The following is a 16,316-nucleotide window of genomic DNA, read 5'->3' on the forward strand; positions in this document are numbered from 1 at the left end:
TTAGGGTTTGTCCGCTCACGCGCGAGGGGTGCCGGTCCGGTCGCCACGTTGGAACCGCGAGAGCCGGTGGTGACCGCGGTGACCCCGAAGACGCGAGAGGGGCGACGGCGGCGTTTCAGTCGCGGGTCGGCCCGTCGTGCTCCTCGAAGGCCCGCCCGGCGTCCTCGGCCATCTCCTTCGCGTCGATGTGGGAGTAGTGTTTCCGGACGACCGCTTCGGAGTTGTCGAGCAGGCGCGCCGCGGCCGTGAACCCGCGCTGGCGGACCATCACCTCGCCGGCGCCGCGGCGGCCGCCGTGGGGGGCGAGGTAGCCGTGGCGGTCGTCGAGGTCGAGGTCGGCGTCGGCACAGAGCCGTTGCATCACTCGGCGACCCCCGTCGGTGTTGATGCTGGGCGGCGCCACGTCGAACTCGCGCAGGAGGTCGAACACCGGGGCGTGCCCCGAGACGGCGTCGAGGCGCTCCTCGACGGCGTCTTCTTCCATCCCCCGGGCCGGGAGTTCCTCCCTGAGCCGTCCGTAGAGGGAGGGGAGGTGGAACGTCGGGAAGACGGGCCAGTCGTCGCCGGCGGGGGCGAGCACGCGCTCGTACCGTTCGAGGGGGCCGACGGCCTGCGCGGGGATGGAGCGGTCGGACCAGTCCTGCTTCTTCGAGAGCACCGTGAGCGTGTTGTCCGCGAGCGAGACGTCGGCCCAGCGGAGGCCGGTTCGCCGGTCGTCCGTCGGGTCGCCGAGCACCTCGCCGCCCCGCACGCCCGAGTAGCAGAGCAGGTAGACGAGCGCGCGGTCGCGGAACGCTCGGACCGGGGCGAAGGCGTCGCCCGCCGCTTCGCGCTCGCCGTCCGCGTCCGACCCGTCGCCGCCACCCCCCTCGTCCCTCGCGGCGGCGCGGGCGTCGAGCGCCTCGTCGGCCCGGCGGTCGACGTGGCGGGTGATGCGCAGGCGGTGCTCGTCGGTCCAGGCTTGCTGGTCGCCCGACCGGCGGCCGTCGCTCTCGGGCAGGGGCTCCTTCGCGACGTGACGCTGGGCGAGGTTCTCGCCCAACAGTCCCTCGCGGACACACCAGCCGACGTACGCCGACACCTGCGCGTAGTAGGTGAGCACTGTCCCGGGAGCGAGTTCCTTCCGGCGGAGCGGCTCCCCCGCCTCGGGGTCGTGGCCCGTCAGGTCGCGGGCGTACCGGCGGAACGTCCGGGCGTCGAGCGCGTCGAACGTCGCCTCCGGCGTGTCGCGGGCCAGCCAGTCGAGGAACTCCCGGACGACCCGTTCGCAGTTGCGGCGGTAGTTCCCGCTCCCCTCCCCGCCCCGGGACTTCGAGCGGAGGAACTCGGGAAGCGGGTCGGCGACGGGCGTAGCGTCGGAGCGACTCATCGGGGAGAGCCCCCGGAATCGGCGGCGGACTGGGTCGCGCGTGCGGTCATGGGTCGTCTCCCACCGACGGCGTCGGGGTACTTGAATTTACACGTGATTACTGGACTAATCGCGTGTAGTATCTCAATCCGAGATTGCGGCCCGAGAGAGCGCGAAGAGGCCGAATTACGGGGTTCCGAGGAGATGTAAACCTTCAGTTGCTATACAGACTTCCGGCTGTCGCGGTGACGGTTCGGCTACCCGACCCACGCCAAGAACAGCGGTAGCAACCGGACGACGCTCGCGCTCGAACCCCGCATTTCGATTTCGTGTCCCGTCGCGACGAAGTGGTTCAGAGCCGTCTCCCAGCACCCCTCGGTCGGGTCCGTCGGCCACTCACAGTCCAAACAGGTGTAACGGCACTGCATGACGCGTTTTCACTCGAGTAACACCTACGCGAACGGGAGTGATAAGCATCACTCGGAGGGGGTTTGGCGAACCGCACGGTCCCTCGTTCCGGACGGGAGGGACTTCCACCACGGCCGTCGGTGCAGGCCGAAGCGACCTCACCGGCGCCGAGTTAACAACTTCCGCGCTCACGCGGCGTTGGTTACTGTAATCTATAACAACTCGGCGCCCTTGTGTTAATACATGACCGTCGTCAGCGTCTCCATGCCCGAAGAGCTCCTGAACCGCATCGACGAGTTCGCCGAGAGCCACGGGTACACCGGCCGCAGCGAGGTGATTCGCGAGGCGAGTCGCAACCTCCTCGGGGAGTTCGAGGACAAACGGCTGGAGGACCGACCGCTCCTCGGCATCGTCACGGTGATGTTCGACTACGAGACGACCAGCGTCGAGGAGCGGATGATTCGCCTCCGACACGAACACGAGAACCTCGTCGCCTCGAACTTCCACAGCCACGTCGGTCCCCACTACTGCATGGAGCTGTTCGTCCTCGAGGGGTCGCTGGAGGAGATTTCGACGTTCGTCGGGAAAGTCCGCGCGACGAAGGACACCCTCAGCGTCGACTACTCGGTGATGCCCGTCGACGAGTTCGGGCCGCTTTCGTCGCCGGAGTAGGTCCGGGCCGCCGCGACCCATCCGGGCCGCCGGCTCCGCCGGTCGGCGTCGCCGTCGATTCGGTCGGGAACTGGGCGGCGGCCAGGGGGCTCGGGAAAGGTCCGTGCGAATTCATTTCAATCTGTGGAGTAGTGTAGAAAGTTGATTCCCTCGCGTCGCCTACTACCTCCATGAGTCCCGCGTCGGACGTGAGTGACGGTGTGGCAGCAGTAGACGGACCGCGGCGGCGGGCGTTGCAGCTCCTCGGACTCGTTGGCGTCCCGTTCGTCCTCCCGCTCTCCGCCGGTCGAGCGGACGCCGCCGTTGGTCCGCAGCTCCGCGACCGCGACGACGACGAGCGCTCCCGGACACGCAGTGCCAACGCGGCGCTGAACGACGTCGTGGACGCGCTGGACGACCTCCGGAGCGAGCTCGAGGCGGTGCTCGACGCGGTCGACCGGCTCGACGAGGACCGCGGCTTCGACGACGAGAGCGTCGACGACGCCGCCGACCTGCTCGACGAGGCCGAAGAGCGCCTCCGCGACGCGAGGGGGTTCGTCTCCGACCTCGACTGGTCGTTCCGCCGTGGTCGGTCCGGGTCGCGGCGGGACATCCGTGACGACGCGGTCGACGAACTCCTCGACGTGGTAGCGCTGGTCGAGGAGGCCATCGAGGTCCTCGACGGGGAGGACGCGGACGACGACGACCTCGACGACGACGAACTCGACGACCTGTTCGACGAGGCCGAAGAGCGCATCGAGGACGCCGAGGACGCCCGCGCGGCGCTCGACGACGCCATCGACGAGAGCCGGCGCTTCGACTACGACCGCGACGAGCGCGGCGCCCTCAGCGACGCGCGCAGCGCCAGCAGGTCGATCAGCAGGCTGCTCGACCGCACGGAGCGGGCGGTCGACGACGACGACCTCGGCGAGGCCGAGGAGTACCTCGACGAGGCCATCGACTGGGCCGAGTTCGCCCTGGACGCGTTCGACGACCTCTGAACGACTGACCCCGACTCGGTCCCGGCCCAGTTCTGTCCCGGTTCCGGCCGCGTGACACCGTGAGCCGGCCGTAACCGGCCGCTTTTGTCGCGGCGGCGCCTACGTTTTTCGGACCGATTCGACCCGCGAGTCCTGCGACGACCGGACGGCGACGGGACGGAGACGGGTCCACCACCAGATGCGCGTAGAGACCGTCGTCGAGCGGGTGACGGCGCTCGTCGTGGACCGACCCGGGGCGGTCGTGGCCGCGTTCCTCGCGGTGACGGCCGTCTTCGCGGTCGGGTTGGGTACGGTGTCGACCGACGCCGGCACGGAGGGGTTCACCGAGGACCTCCCGTCCACGCGGGCGTTCGAGGAGGTGACCGAGCGCTTCTCCCCGCCGTTCGAGGCGGAGTCGCGCTCCACACAGTTGGTCCAGCAGGGGCCGAACGTGCTCTCGAAGCCCGCGCTGTTGCGGATGCTCGAGTCGCAGGAGCGCCTCGCGGACGACCCCTCCTTCCGGGTGGTCGGCACGTCGAGCGCCGCGGGGCTGGTCGCCCTGACGCTCGACCCCGAGGCCGACACGGCCGACGAGCAGGTCGACGCCGTCGAGGACGCGACGGCCGAGGAGGTCGCGGACGCGGTCCGCGAGGCCGCGGCGATTCCCGGCTTCCGGACCCTCGTCAGCGACGACTTCAACGCCGAGTCGGCGACGGCGACGGCGACGGTCGGCGTCGTCGAACACGACCTCCCCGGCGAGGCGCCGGGCGTGGGGAACGACGCCGAGGACCCCCTCACACCCATCCAGCTTCGGGCGACGGCGCTCGTTACTCCGGACATCGTGGTGTTCGGGAGCGGGGTGCTCGGCGCGGAGTTCGGCACCGTCATCGGCGACTCCCTCCTCGTCGTCGTCCCCGCCGCCGTCGTGCTCATCGTCGTCTTCCTCGTCTACGCCTACCGCGACCCCGTCGACCTCCTGCTCGGTACCGGGGCGCTCGCGATGACGCTCGTCTGGACCGTCGGCTTCCTCGGCCTCGCCGGCATCGCCTTCTCCCAACTGCTCATCGCCGTCCCGCCGCTGCTGCTCGCGGTCGGCATCGACTTCGGCATCCACGCCGTCAACCGCTACCGCGAGGAGCGCGCCGGCGGCGAGCACCCCGACTCGGGGGTCGTCGGCGCGATGACCGTCGCCGAGCGCCAACTGCTCGTCGCCTTCGGCATCGTGACGGGGACGACCGTCATCGGCTTCGCCGCGAACGCGACGAGCGCCATCGGCCCCATCCGCGACTTCGGGCTGGTGTCGGCCGTCGGCATCACGTTCACCTTCCTCGTGTTCGGCGTGTTCCTCCCCGCCGCGAAGGTGTGGGTCGACGAGCGCCGGGTGCGCTACGGGCTCCCCACCTGGGGGACGACGCCGCTCGGCAAGGAGGGCTCCGCCCTGGGCGCCGTCCTCCCGGTCGGGGTCGCCATCGCGGCGCGGGCGCCCACCCTGTTTCTCGCGCTCGTGCTCGTCTCGACGGCCGGAATCGCCGCCTACGGGACGGGCGTCGACACCGCCTTCTCCCAGGAGGACTTCCTCCCGCCGGCCGAGACGCCCGCCTACCTCCGGGACCTCCCCGAGCCGTTCCGGCCGAGCGAGTACACGGCGACGCGGACCATCGACCTGCTGGAGGGGCGCTTCGAGACCGCACAGGACGACACCGTCACCCTCCTCGTCGAGGGACGGCTTGACGAGCCGTACGCGCTCCCCTCCATCGAGCGGGCCGGACGCGACCCACCCGACTCGTTCGTCCGCGAGGGCCGGAACGACCGCGGCTCGCCGGACGCCTCCGGCGGCGGGAGGGGAGGAGGCGACGGAGGCTCCGGAGGCCCCGGGGACGGGAGAGACGAGGGCCGAGGCGCCGTCGACCGGAGCGTCGCCGACGTGATTCGGGGCGCCGCGGCCGCCGACCCCGGGTTCGCGGCCGTCGTCGCCGAGTCCGACCTAGACGGCGACGGCCTCCCCGACGAGAACGTCCGAGAGACCTACGACGCGCTGATGGCCTCGCCCGCCGGCGACGAGGCCCGGCGGTTCCTCACTGACGACTACCGGTACGCGCGCGTGGAGTACCAAGTGAAGAGCGACGCGCCGCAGGACCGGGCCGCGCTGGACGCCGTGGCCGTCGCCGAGCGCCACCGACTCCCGGCGACGGCGACCGGGGAACTCGTCGTGTTCAAGGCCGTCTCCGACCTCATCTTCGCCTCGGCCGTCGAGAGTCTCGTCATCGCGCTGGCGCTGACGGCCGTCTTCCTCGTACTCGTCTACCGCGTCACCGCCGGTCGGGGGAGCCTCGGCGTCGTCAACCTCGTCCCCATCCTGGTCTCCATCGCCTGCATCGCCGGGACGATGCGCTACTTCGGCGTCCCGTTCAACGCGCTCACCGCGACCGTCCTCTCGGTCGCGCTCGGACTGGGCATCGACTACTCCGCCCACCTCGTCCACCGCTTCGCCGACGAGTTCGACGCCCGCGACGACGCCCTCGCCGCCCTCTCGGCCACGGCTCGGGGGACCGGCGGGGCGCTGACCGCGAGCGTGCTCACCACCGCCGCCGGCGTCGGGACGCTCACCCTCGCGCTGACACCCATCCTCGGGCAGTTCGGCCTCGTCGTCGCCGTCAGCGTCGTCTACTCCTACCTCGCCTCGCTCGTGGTGACGCCCTCGGCCGTGATGGTGTGGGCGCGGCTGACCGGCGCGCGGGGACGACCGCGGACGGCGTCGGCGACGACGGGGGCGGACGGCCCGGTCGGAGGTCCCACCCCCACTCCCGAGGGCGGGGTCACCGAACGATAGCGACCTACCTCTGAACAGCGACGCACCCGGAGGAACCCTCCCGCCTCATGCGCCGAGCGCGCCTACGACCACCATGGCCACCGTCACCGACGTCGAGCAGCGACGTGCCACCGGCACCGTCACCGACTACGCACCACTCCCGCTCCGGCTGGGGGTCGCGTACGTCGTGCTGGTCCACGGGCTGGGGCGGTTCGGCGTCGGCCCGTTCGCCGGCACCGACGTCGCCGGCTTCGCCGGCTTCCTCGCTTCCCTCGGCGTCCCCGCGCCCGACGTGATGGCGTGGGTCGTCACCGCGGTCGAGGTCGGCGGCGGCGTCCTCCTCCTCCTCGGCCTGCTCACCCGCCTCGCCGCCGCGCTCATCGTCGCCGACATCTCGGTCGCGCTGTGGCTCGTGCAACTGCCCGCCGGCTACCCCGCCGCCGCCGCCGGAATCGAACGGGACCTGCTCCTCGTGCTGTGTGCGCTGACACTCGTCGTCGTGGGCGCCGGACGGCCGTCGCTCGACCGAGCGCTGTTCGGCGGGTCGCCGGTGCGACGGCTCCTCGGCCGTCTCGGTCGGCCCGCTTCGACGACCCCGAGTGACGACTGAGTCCGCGACTCCGCAGATACGCTCGTGCTGTGAAGTCGGATGTGACAGCTGCTCGTGTCACGCCACGTCCGGGTCCGACCCCGGGAACCCCGTCGGCTCGTCGTCGCCGCCGTCGCCTTCCTTCCCCCGGCCACGGCGGCGTCGGCGCAGGAAGAGGAGGAGGACGAGGAGGAGGAGGAGGCCCAACCCGAGGCCGCCGAGGAGGGTCGGCGAGGGGAGGAAGCCGCGGCGTTCGGGTTCGACGACGGTCACGCCGACCTGGAACGTCTCGGAGAGCTTCGTCTCTCCGTCGGGGGTGTCGTAGAGGAAGTCGACGGTGACGGGGTACTGCTTCGCCACGGCGTCGCCGGCGGCGCTCACCGTGAACGCGACCGTCGCCGTCTCCCCCGGCTCCAGACTGTCGACGAACGCCGAGTCGTCGGTGACCGAGAGCGGGTCGGAGGCGAACAGTTTGGCGTTGACGTTGCGCACCGCCTCGTCGTCGTTGTTGGTCACGGCGAGGACGACTTCGGCCTCGCCGCCGGCCTCGACCGTCGCGTTGACCGGGGTGACGATGAAGGCGTCGCGCCGGTCGCCGACGAAGGCGACGGCGTCGAGTTCCTCGCTCGTCCGGCGGTCGGCGTCGGCGTCGCGGTAGACGACGACGAAGGTCACCTGCCGGGGGCCGGGGTCGGCGCCGTCGCGGGTGTCGACCGGGAAGGCGAACTCCCGGAACTCGTCGGCGCCGAGCGTGCCGAGGGCGAACTCCGTCTCTTGTGGAACGAGCGACTCCGAGCCGACCGAGAGCCGGACCACCGCGTCCACCGCGTCGGTGGGGCCGTTGTTCGTCAGCGTCCCCCGAATCTCCCCCTCCTCGCCGGCCCGGAGGGTGGCGAACACGTCCGAGAGGGTGAAGCGCTGTTCGGTGCCGGGGACGACGCCGACGCCGATGGGTGCGGACTCCACCCGGTCGCCGTCCTCGTCGGTGTAGACGACGACCGCCTCGAGGGGGTAACTCCCCGGTCGGGCGTCGTCCGCGAGCGCGACGCGGTAGGTGACGGCGGCCCGGTCGCCCGGCCGGAGCGTGCCGAGGAAGCGCCCGTCGACACCGTCGCCGCCGGCGCCGTTCCCCCCGGCGTCCCCGTCTCCCCCCACCAGCGAGAGGTCGCCGCCGTCGGCGCGAACCCGGAGGGTGGCGTCGCGGGCGACCTCCGAGCCGCGGTTGGTCACGTCGAGGGTGACCGTCCCCGTCCCGCCGGGTTGCACGTCCGCCCCGGCCGCGACGACGCCGAAGCGGGCCTGCGGTTCGACCTCGACGACGAGCGGGACCGTCCGGAGGACGAAGCTGTCGTCGAGCACGGTGCCGTTGGCGGCGATCTCCTCGTCGTACGTCATGACGTACCGGAAGGGGAGTTCGTAGGTCCCGGGTCGGGCGTCCTCGGGGACCGAGACGGTGAACTCCGCCCGGCGCACCTCGCCGTCCGGGATGTCTCCCAGGGGAACGGTCCCGGTGCGCACGTCGACGGGCACGTCGTCTCGCTCGAGCAGCGCGACCCGCACCTGCTTGGCCGTGGTGACGCGCTCTTCGAACTGTCGGCGCGTGTTCGAGGAGATCTCGGCGGAGGCGTTCGTGCTCACGTCGTCGATGTCGCCGGAGTTGAGCACCTCGACGACCACCGTCGTCTCCTCCCCGGGGACGAGGACGTTGTACGGGAGGTACGCGAAGAGGTTCGGCTCGCCGTTGACGGCGACCCGGTCGTCGGCGACGGCGGGCGTCGACAGCGGGACGGACCCCGCGGTGAGCAGAAGGGCGACCAGCAGGACCGCGTACGGACTGACCGTCTGACTCATCGGACCGCCATCACATAACCGATACCCGTAGGTGAGCCGTTCTTATAGCCTTTCTACGGCCGGCTCGGAACCCTACGCACGGAGGGTCACCCGCGGCCGGCGCCGAACGCGGGAACGGTCGCCAGCGAAGATATCAAACGAGATAACTGCGGCGGTGGAGTTATGTACTGGTCCGACTTCGATACTGATAACGGCGGGATAGGACGGGAAGCGGTACCCGCGTTCCGTCGACCGAGGTTCGGACGCCACGCGACCGTCGACACACCACCACACCACCACCACAGGCGGTCGCCGCGGCCACCGACGCTCGGCACGCTGTTCCTACACACCACGCCCCGTCACCGGGGCACCCCACACCTGCGAGCGACGCCGCCGGCTCTCCCCTCCACGGAGTCGGGACCCCTTCGGTCGCCGCGCCCCGGTACCTCGGGGTACCTGCGTTCCCTCGAGACCGTCGACCGTTCACGTCGCCGCCAGCACACGCGCCGACGGTCGCGTCGACGCGGCGCTCGCGACGTGACGGGCGGGAGGGACGAAGCGGGACCGAAACCGTTCGGTTACTGGCGCTTGCTCCGCGCTTCGCGCACCTCGGAGCCGTCGCGGAGCTTGTCCTCGCAGTGGGGACAAACCCGTGGGTGTTCCATCCCGTTCGGGGCGAACACCCGAACGTAGTTCTCCGTGACGAACGAGCCGCAGTTTTGGCATTCCGGCATACGCGGGCGCTTTCGACCTGAACCCCATAACGGTTGTGGCTGACCGGCGCCCAGCCGTCCTCAGTCCGGCGGTTCGGCCGGGGCGGTCCGGAGGCCGGAGAGGACGGGGGTCGCCGGCGGAGTGTCGGCGGCGGGCCGGCGCACGAGCGACCCGGCGACCGAACGACCGAAAGCCGCGAGATTCCCACGTTCGGCGCCAAGCGGCGGCGATAGCCGGGCGTCCATTCCGGGCAGCCAAAAGGATTAGGCCGGCGACGAAAGCTTCTTACGGGCTTCGGGTGACGCTCACGAACGATGAGTGGGACGCTCGAGCGCGTATCCACGGGTGTGACCGGGCTCGACGAGGTCTTGAACGGTGGCCTCGTCGCGCATCGGACGTACATGATCCGTGGCTCGCCGGGTGCCGGTAAGAGTCTCCTCGGCCTCCACTTCCTGGCGGCCGGAGTCGACGCCGGCGACGACGTACTGTACGTGAACATGGAGGAGCCGGTGGCGGAGATCGAACAGAACGCCGGGGCGCTCGGGGTCGACACGGAGGGAATCGAGTTTCTCGACCTGAGCCCCGACTCCGAGTTCTTCGCCGACGACCTCTCCTACGACATCTTCTCGCCCGACGAGGTGGAGGACGGGGAGATAACCGACCAGATATCCGAGCGGGTGGAGGAGGTCGACCCCGACCGCATCTTCGTCGACCCCATCACCCAGCTTCGATACCTCTCGCCGGACGAGTACCAGTTCCGGAAGGAGGTGCTGTCGTTCATGCAGTTCCTCAAGGAACGCGGAGCGACGGTGCTCTTTACCTCCCAGGACACGCCGACGACGCCCGACGACGACCTGCAGTTCATGTGCGACGGCGTCGTCGAGCTCGACCGGGCCGAACAGGGCCGGACGGTGTCGGTGCCGAAGTTCCGTGGCTCCGGCGTCCGCGACGGGAACCACGCCCTGCGAATCCGGGACGGCGGCATCGAAGTGTACCCACGGCTGGTGCCGCGCCAGCACGACACGGAGTTCACCGCCGAGACCATCTCCTCGGGCGTCCCCGAACTCGACCGCCTGCTCAACGGCGGGCTCGAACGCGGGACGGTCACCATCGTCACCGGGTCGCCGGGGGTCGGGAAGACCACCAGCGGCGTCCAGTTCATGAAGGAGGCCGCCGGCCGGGGGGAGCGCTCCGTCGTCTACTCCTTCGAGGAGGCAAAGAGCACGCTGGTCCACCGGTGTGAGTCCATCAACATGCCGGTGACGGAGATGATAGAGAAGGGGACCCTCGCCATCGAGGAGATCGAGGCGCTCCAACTGTCGGCGACGGAGTTCGCCCACAACGTCCGCGAGGAGGTCGAGGAGAACGACACCAAGATCGTGATGATAGACGGCGTCGAGGGGTACAAGCAGGCCCTGCGCGACAGCGACGAGGACCTCGTCAGGGAGCTTCACTCCGTCTGTCGCTACCTGAAGAACATGGGGGTGACGGTCATCCTGATGAACGAGATGCGCACCATCGTCGGGGAGTTCCAGCTCACCCAGGAGGGGCTCTCCTACCTCTCGGACAGCATCCTGTTCATCCAGCACATCGAGGTCGACGGTCGGATGCGGAAGGTCATCGGCGTGCTGAAAAAGCGGACGAGCGACTTCGAGCGCACCGTCCGCGAGTTCCAGATTACGGAGTACGGCGTGAAGATCGGCGAGCCGATGGACGGCCTTCGGGGTATCCTCAGCGGGAGCCCGACGTGGGACCACCACGACCGGCCGACGACCGCGAACTCGCCGCCGGAAGGGAACGCCCACCACGACCGACACAACGGACGGGGCACCCGGCGGAGCGAGCGGGACACCGAACAGCCCGACCGAGACTGGCAGTAACCCCCTCATGTGCCGGAATGCCACTGCGGACCGACGGGGGCGGAGCCAGCGACCGGGACGGACCGACCGGGAGACGACAGCGGGCGGTAGCGCCGGGGCCAGGTTCGAGGGACGGGGCCGCGGCGTGAACCGCCGACGGAGTCGGCCGTGAGCGCCGAGCGCGTCCTCGTGTTCATCGAGCAGGAGGAGAACCGACGGCTCCTCGCGGAGTGGCTGTCACAGGAGTACGACGTCGTCGAGGGGGAGTCCGCGGCCGACCTCGAGGCCGAGTTCGACCTCTGTATCGTCGACCGGGCGGCCGCCGAGCGGTACGACGAGGCGCTCCAGAAACGAAAGGAGCGCGAGACGCCCGTGCTCCTGCCGTACCTGTTCGTCGTGCCACAGCGCCAACTCGACCGCCTCGGCGGCGACATCTGGAGTCGCATCGACGGGGTCGTCCGCGAGCGCATCGACGAACTCATCACGACCCCCATCAAGAAGGCCGAACTCGAGGGGCGACTGCGGAACCTGCTCAACTCGCGCGCGCTCTCCCTCGAACTACGGGAACAGCGCGAGCAGTACCGACGACTGCTGTCGGTCGCTCCGGAGACCATCACCACCGTCGGCGTCGACGGCGACATCAGCTACCTGAACGCTCGCGGAGCGGAACTGTTCGGCGTCACCGACCCGGAGTCGCTGTACGGGCGGTCGCTGTACGACTACGTCCACGAGGACGAACGCGACGACCTCCGGTCGATGGTCGAGAGCGTCAACGAGAGCGGCGAACAGGCCGGCTTCATGGAGGCCCGCGTGGTCGTCGGGAACGACGGCGACGCCGGGGTGGCGAGCGGGAGCGGCGACCCGAGCGGGAGCGGCGACCCGAGCGTGAACGGCGACGGGAGCGGACGCGCGGTCGAAGGGGGGGCGTCCGAGGTGCGCCACGTCGAAATCGGCGCCGCCTCCATCACGTACGAACAGCGGCCGGCGGTCCAACTCGTCGTCCGCGACGTGACGGACCGCTACCACCGCGAGCGACAGGTCGAGCGCCAGCGGGACCAACTGGAGAAGCTCAACCGGCTGAACGGCGTCATCCGGCAGATCGACCAGGCGCTCGTCCGGGCCACCTCCCGCGAGGAGATCGAACAGGCCGTCTGCGACCGGCTGGTCGAGGTGGACCGCTACGTCGCCGCCTGGGTCGGCAACGACCGGGCGACGAGCCGCGAACTCACGGTCCGTGCCTCGGCGGGCCGCCTCGACGGCTACCTCGACGAGATCGTCGTCACCGCCGGTGGGGGCGACACGGGCGAGGGGCCGGCGGGGCGGGCGCTGACGGGCCGCGAGGTCGCCGTCGTCGACGACGTAGCCGACGACCCCAGCTTCGAGCCGTGGCGGGAGGCGGCGCTCGACCGGGGGTACCAGTCGAGCATCGCCGTCCCCATCTCGTACGCGGACACGCTGTACGGCGTCCTCAACGTGTACGCCGACCGGGTCGACGCGTTCGACGACGACGAGCGCGACGTGCTCGCCGAACTGGGCGAGACCATCGGCCACGCCATCAACGCCGCCGAGAGCAAGCGGGCGCTGCTGGCCGACCGCGTCATCGAACTGGAGGTGCACCTGCGCGTTCCGGACTCCTTTCTCGTACAGGCCTCCCGGGAGGTCGACGCCGCGTTCACCTTCGAGGGCGTGGTGTCGAACGCCGACGGCACCTACCTCGAGTACTTCGCCGTCGACTCCGAGAACCACGAGGCCGTCCTCGAACTCGCGGAGGGACACGAAGGGGTCAGTCACGTCCGCCACGTCGGCAACCACGGCGGGGAGGCGCTGTTCGAGTTCGTCTTCGAACACGACCTCGTCGTCGAGGCCTTCAGCGGGCTCGGCGCCCGCATCGAGGAGCTGACCGTCGCCGAGGGCGTCTACGACGTCGTCGCCGAGTTCCCCTACGACACGCAGGTCCACACCGTCGTGGAGGCTCTCGAACTGAAGTACGACGGCGTCGACCTGCTCGCCCAGCGCGAGCGCGAACGGCCCGTCCAGTCCCGCCAGGAGGTGTGGTCGGAGTTCAGAGAGAGCCTGACCGACCGCCAGTGGAGTTCGCTCCAGACAGCCTACTACGCGGGCTTCTTCGACTGGCCGCGCACCTCCACCGGGGAGGAAGTCGCCGAGTCACTCGACATCTCGCCGGCGACGTTCCACGAGCATCTGCGGGCGGCCCAGCGGAAGCTGTTGACCGCGCTCCTCGACGGGTAGTCGGAGTCGGCGACGCGGGCGGCGGTGCGGCGGGACCGCCGGCGTCGGCGGTGGCGGCACGGTCGACGGCATCGTCGCCGCCGCGACCGCCTCGAACGGTGACTCGTCCCGCCGGAGACGGGGGGGATAAATGACTGGACGACCAACGTAACCGTATGGACGCGACGATGGCGTGGTACGCGGTGTACGCCGGGCTCTTCGTGCTCGCGCTGTACACGCTCTTTCGTACCTGGGTCCTCCGGCTGGACTGGACCCTCGCCGACCGCTGGCGGACGACCGCGCTGGTCGTCGCCTGCCTCTGCTCGTTGCTCGTCGCGAGCGACGTAGTCGGCCTCTCGCTCCCCGGGCGGACCAAACTCGGCGTCGCCGGGGTGGGCGCCCTCGCCGCCGTCGCCTTCCTCTTCTTGCAGTTCGGCGACCCGACGCGACCGCTGCCGTAGTCGGGACCGTCGGCCCCCTGGGTCGGCGTTCGCCGAGGCGAGTCGTCGGGCGGCCGAACCGACCGCCGACGGTTCCGGGCTCAGAGGTTCTCGTCCACTCGCACCGCGGTACGGGCGGTCGCCGAGAGCCAGTGACCCGACCCCTTTCGCGTGGGGTCGAACAGGACGACCTCGTCGTCGTCGAACACGCCGTCGAGCCCCGCGGCCTCCGCCCCGCGGGTGCACTTCACCGTGTAGCGTGGCCAGTCCTCCGAGTTCGTCCGACTCGGTCCGTTCGCTCTCATCCCCGACGGCCCTCGCCGCGTCCGGACCGTCGACCGCACCGCGAACCGCCCCCGGATGACCGGACGGGTCGGCACGACCGATGCGACCACTCCGGCCACCGTAATCGCCCCGACCGCCTCAACCGCCTCGACCATCGTAACCGACCGACGCCGTGGCGTCGACCGGCACCTCCCGCGCGTACAGCGTCACGTCTCGTCGTCTCCCGACAACCGGTCTCGGCCCAGCACATGTCTCGTCGTCGTCGCTTCAGGGTCACCAGTTAAAAAACCAATACGAGTCGTCGGTGAGGGGTCGGACTTACCCGACGGTTATCTACGTCAGACTTCTTGACTGTTCAACGCTAGATACAGAATTCGGTGGAAAAAGTATTAACCCGTCCATCCCCGTATCGTGAGCCATGACACGGCGTGGGAGTCGGGGCGAGCGCTGGTTTCGGCTCGGCCGCCGCCGTCGTGCGGTCGGGGTGGGGCCGACGAGCACGAGCGGGGTCGAGGGGGTCGGCGAGCGATGACGACGCTCGACGTGCTCTACCTCGGCGACGAGCCTGCGACGGTCCGGGCGCTCGTCGACGTCGACGACTGTACCGTCTGTCTCGTCTCGACGCCGACGACCGCGCTCGACCGCCTCCGCGACGCCGCCTTCGACTGCATCCTCTGTGAGTACCCGCTCGCGGACGCCGACTCGTTCCTCCGACGCGTCCACGAACAGGGGGGTCCGCCGGTCGTCGTCCGCACCGCCGACGGGACGCGGCCGGACGCGCCCCACGACCGACTCGTCGGACCCGGTGGCGTGGACGACACGGACGACGCGGACGGTGTCGGTGCGGGCGCGACCGACCCCGCCGACGGCGCGGGCACCGACGACGGCACGGGCGACGGCGTCGAGGGTCGGGACGCCGAGCCGGCGCGCGTCCTCGACACGCTACGAGCGTACGCGGGACGCCGGCCCGTCCCCGCGGCCGACGGGAGTCACGCGGCGAGCGTCCGGACCGGGGAGCCGACGCGGGTGCCCGCTCCGGACGCGACGCCCGAGCCGTTCGACGACCCGCTGCTCGACAGCCTCGGGGACTTCCTGTTCGTCACCGACGCCGAGGCGAACCTCATCCGTTGGAACGCAGCGTTCACGGAGGGAACGGGGTACGACACCGACGAAATCGCCGAGATGGAACCGCTCGATTTCTTCCCCGACCGCGACGCCGAAGCCGTCACCGCCGCCCTCGCCCGCGTCGCCGAGGACGGGGAGGCGACCGAGGAGCTCAACATCCTGACGAAGGGGGGTGAGGAGGTGCCCTACGAGATATCCGCCACGCTCGTCGGCGAGGAGGCGCCGGTGCTGTGTGGAGTCGGCCGCGACATCACGAAGCGGCGCGAGACCCAGCGGAAGCTCGACGAGGCCATCGACGAGCTGGAGCGCTCGAACGCGGAGTTGGAGCAGTTCGCCTACGTCGCCTCCCACGACATGAAACAGCCCCTGCGGATGGTGTCGAGCTACCTCGACCTGCTCGAACGCCGGTACGCCGACGAGCTGGACGAGGACGCCGAGGAGTTCATCGGCTTCGCGAAGGACGGCGCCGAGCGGATGCGCGAGATGATAGACGGCCTGCTCGCGTACTCCCGCGTCGGTCGGCGCGACCGCGAGCACGAGCCCGTCGACCTCCGGGACGCCCTCGACACGGCGCTCACGAACCTCGAAATCGCCATCGAGGAGAGCGAGGCCGAGATAACGGTCGACCCGCTTCCCCGCGTGCTGGGCGACCCGGGACAGCTCGCTCAACTGTTCCAGAACCTCGTCGGCAACGCCATCAAGTACTCCGAGGGCACCCCGCACGTCGAGGTTCGAGCCGAGGACGCCGGCGACCACTGGGCCGTCGCCGTCGCCGACGAGGGAAGTGGCATCCCGCCGGAACGCCTCGACCGCGTCTTCGACATCTTCGCTCACGACGAGGAGTCCGGCGGGAGCGGCATCGGCCTCGCCATCTGTGAGAAGATCGTCGACCGCCACGGCGGCGACATCCGCGTCGAGAGCGAGGTCGGCGTCGGCTCGACGTTCACGTTCACCTTCCCGAAGCTGGGGGCCGACTCGCCGGAGCCGGAGCCGTCCGGAGCCGAAGCCGAGGCCGGAAACGGGGCCGGCGACCGGGTGTAACCGCGCCT

Annotated in this window: 12 protein-coding genes; 8 read left to right on the top strand and 4 right to left on the bottom strand. The window is 70.3% G+C overall.

The genetic code is table 11. The features are described from left to right. Positions 1-115: 115 nt before the first annotated feature. On the bottom strand, positions 116-1,369 hold the full coding sequence (locus tag N5095_RS18480; protein ID WP_267624643.1) for a tyrosine-type recombinase/integrase: 1,254 nt from the start codon (positions 1,367-1,369) through the stop codon (positions 116-118). Positions 1,370-1,999: 630 nt separating this feature from the next. Between N5095_RS18480 and N5095_RS18485 the strand changes: the two genes are divergently transcribed. The 4 genes from N5095_RS18485 to N5095_RS18500 all read left to right on the top strand — a co-directional run bounded on the left by N5095_RS18485 (position 2,000) and on the right by N5095_RS18500 (position 6,806). Next, complete coding sequence (locus tag N5095_RS18485; RefSeq protein ID WP_267624644.1) at positions 2,000-2,428, top strand: CopG family ribbon-helix-helix protein; 429 nt, start codon at positions 2,000-2,002, stop codon at positions 2,426-2,428. Positions 2,429-2,598: 170 nt separating this feature from the next. Then, positions 2,599-3,408 (top strand): hypothetical protein, encoded by an 810-nt coding sequence (locus N5095_RS18490; RefSeq protein ID WP_267624645.1) that lies wholly within the window; start codon positions 2,599-2,601, stop codon positions 3,406-3,408. Positions 3,409-3,586: 178 nt separating this feature from the next. Further along, a complete protein-coding gene (locus tag N5095_RS18495; RefSeq protein WP_267624646.1) occupies positions 3,587-6,217 on the top strand; it encodes an efflux RND transporter permease subunit in 2,631 nt (876 codons plus the stop codon). 73 nt (positions 6,218-6,290) lie between these two features. Further along, the gene (locus N5095_RS18500; RefSeq protein ID WP_267624647.1) at positions 6,291-6,806 is read left to right on the top strand and encodes a DoxX family protein; all 516 of its coding nucleotides are present in this window, start codon (positions 6,291-6,293) and stop codon (positions 6,804-6,806) included. Between the two features lie 57 nt (positions 6,807-6,863). On the opposite strand, the gene N5095_RS18505 is transcribed toward N5095_RS18500, so the two are convergent. Continuing rightward, on the bottom strand, positions 6,864-8,636 hold the full coding sequence (locus tag N5095_RS18505) for a COG1361 S-layer family protein (protein ID WP_267624648.1): 1,773 nt from the start codon (positions 8,634-8,636) through the stop codon (positions 6,864-6,866). A 557-nt stretch (positions 8,637-9,193) separates the two neighbouring features. Beyond that, complete coding sequence (locus N5095_RS18510; RefSeq protein ID WP_267624649.1) at positions 9,194-9,349, bottom strand: DUF7563 family protein; 156 nt, start codon at positions 9,347-9,349, stop codon at positions 9,194-9,196. Positions 9,350-9,643: 294 nt separating this feature from the next. Between N5095_RS18510 and N5095_RS18515 the strand changes: the two genes are divergently transcribed. From N5095_RS18515 to N5095_RS18525, 3 genes are all read left to right on the top strand, one after another. Next, positions 9,644-11,209 (top strand): DUF7125 family protein, encoded by a 1,566-nt coding sequence (locus N5095_RS18515; RefSeq protein WP_267624650.1) that lies wholly within the window; start codon positions 9,644-9,646, stop codon positions 11,207-11,209. Between the two features lie 147 nt (positions 11,210-11,356). Next, positions 11,357-13,438: a bacterio-opsin activator domain-containing protein gene (locus N5095_RS18520; RefSeq protein WP_267624651.1), complete on the top strand. Its 2,082-nt coding sequence runs from the start codon at positions 11,357-11,359 to the stop codon at positions 13,436-13,438. Between the two features lie 155 nt (positions 13,439-13,593). Continuing rightward, on the top strand, positions 13,594-13,878 hold the full coding sequence (locus tag N5095_RS18525) for a hypothetical protein (protein ID WP_267624652.1): 285 nt from the start codon (positions 13,594-13,596) through the stop codon (positions 13,876-13,878). Positions 13,879-13,958: 80 nt separating this feature from the next. Here the strand turns inward: N5095_RS18525 and N5095_RS18530 are convergent, their stop codons facing one another. After that, a complete protein-coding gene (locus tag N5095_RS18530) occupies positions 13,959-14,162 on the bottom strand; it encodes a hypothetical protein (RefSeq protein ID WP_267624653.1) in 204 nt (67 codons plus the stop codon). Positions 14,163-14,670: 508 nt separating this feature from the next. Here N5095_RS18530 and N5095_RS18535 point away from each other — a divergent pair. Beyond that, the gene (locus N5095_RS18535) at positions 14,671-16,308 is read left to right on the top strand and encodes a sensor histidine kinase (RefSeq protein ID WP_267624654.1); all 1,638 of its coding nucleotides are present in this window, start codon (positions 14,671-14,673) and stop codon (positions 16,306-16,308) included. The last annotated feature ends 8 nt before the right edge of the window (positions 16,309-16,316 follow it).

This window comes from Halobium salinum, from assembly GCF_026586625.1.
Classification (GTDB): Archaea; Halobacteriota; Halobacteria; order Halobacteriales; family Haloferacaceae; genus Halobium; species Halobium salinum.

What these genes read in the sequence shown, in the direction of transcription:
- N5095_RS18480 (WP_267624643.1), bottom strand. Translation starts at nt 1,369, where the DNA reads ATGAGTCGCTCCGACGCTACGCCCGTCGCCGACCCGCTTCCCGAGTTC.
- N5095_RS18485 (WP_267624644.1), top strand. Translation starts at nt 2,000, where the DNA reads ATGACCGTCGTCAGCGTCTCCATGCCCGAAGAGCTCCTGAACCGCATC.
- N5095_RS18490 (WP_267624645.1), top strand. Translation starts at nt 2,599, where the DNA reads ATGAGTCCCGCGTCGGACGTGAGTGACGGTGTGGCAGCAGTAGACGGA.
- N5095_RS18495 (WP_267624646.1), top strand. Translation starts at nt 3,587, where the DNA reads ATGCGCGTAGAGACCGTCGTCGAGCGGGTGACGGCGCTCGTCGTGGAC.
- N5095_RS18500 (WP_267624647.1), top strand. Translation starts at nt 6,291, where the DNA reads ATGGCCACCGTCACCGACGTCGAGCAGCGACGTGCCACCGGCACCGTC.
- N5095_RS18505 (WP_267624648.1), bottom strand. Translation starts at nt 8,636, where the DNA reads ATGAGTCAGACGGTCAGTCCGTACGCGGTCCTGCTGGTCGCCCTTCTG.
- N5095_RS18510 (WP_267624649.1), bottom strand. Translation starts at nt 9,349, where the DNA reads ATGCCGGAATGCCAAAACTGCGGCTCGTTCGTCACGGAGAACTACGTT.
- N5095_RS18515 (WP_267624650.1), top strand. Translation starts at nt 9,644, where the DNA reads ATGAGTGGGACGCTCGAGCGCGTATCCACGGGTGTGACCGGGCTCGAC.
- N5095_RS18525 (WP_267624652.1), top strand. Translation starts at nt 13,594, where the DNA reads ATGGACGCGACGATGGCGTGGTACGCGGTGTACGCCGGGCTCTTCGTG.
- N5095_RS18530 (WP_267624653.1), bottom strand. Translation starts at nt 14,162, where the DNA reads ATGAGAGCGAACGGACCGAGTCGGACGAACTCGGAGGACTGGCCACGC.
- N5095_RS18535 (WP_267624654.1), top strand. Translation starts at nt 14,671, where the DNA reads ATGACGACGCTCGACGTGCTCTACCTCGGCGACGAGCCTGCGACGGTC.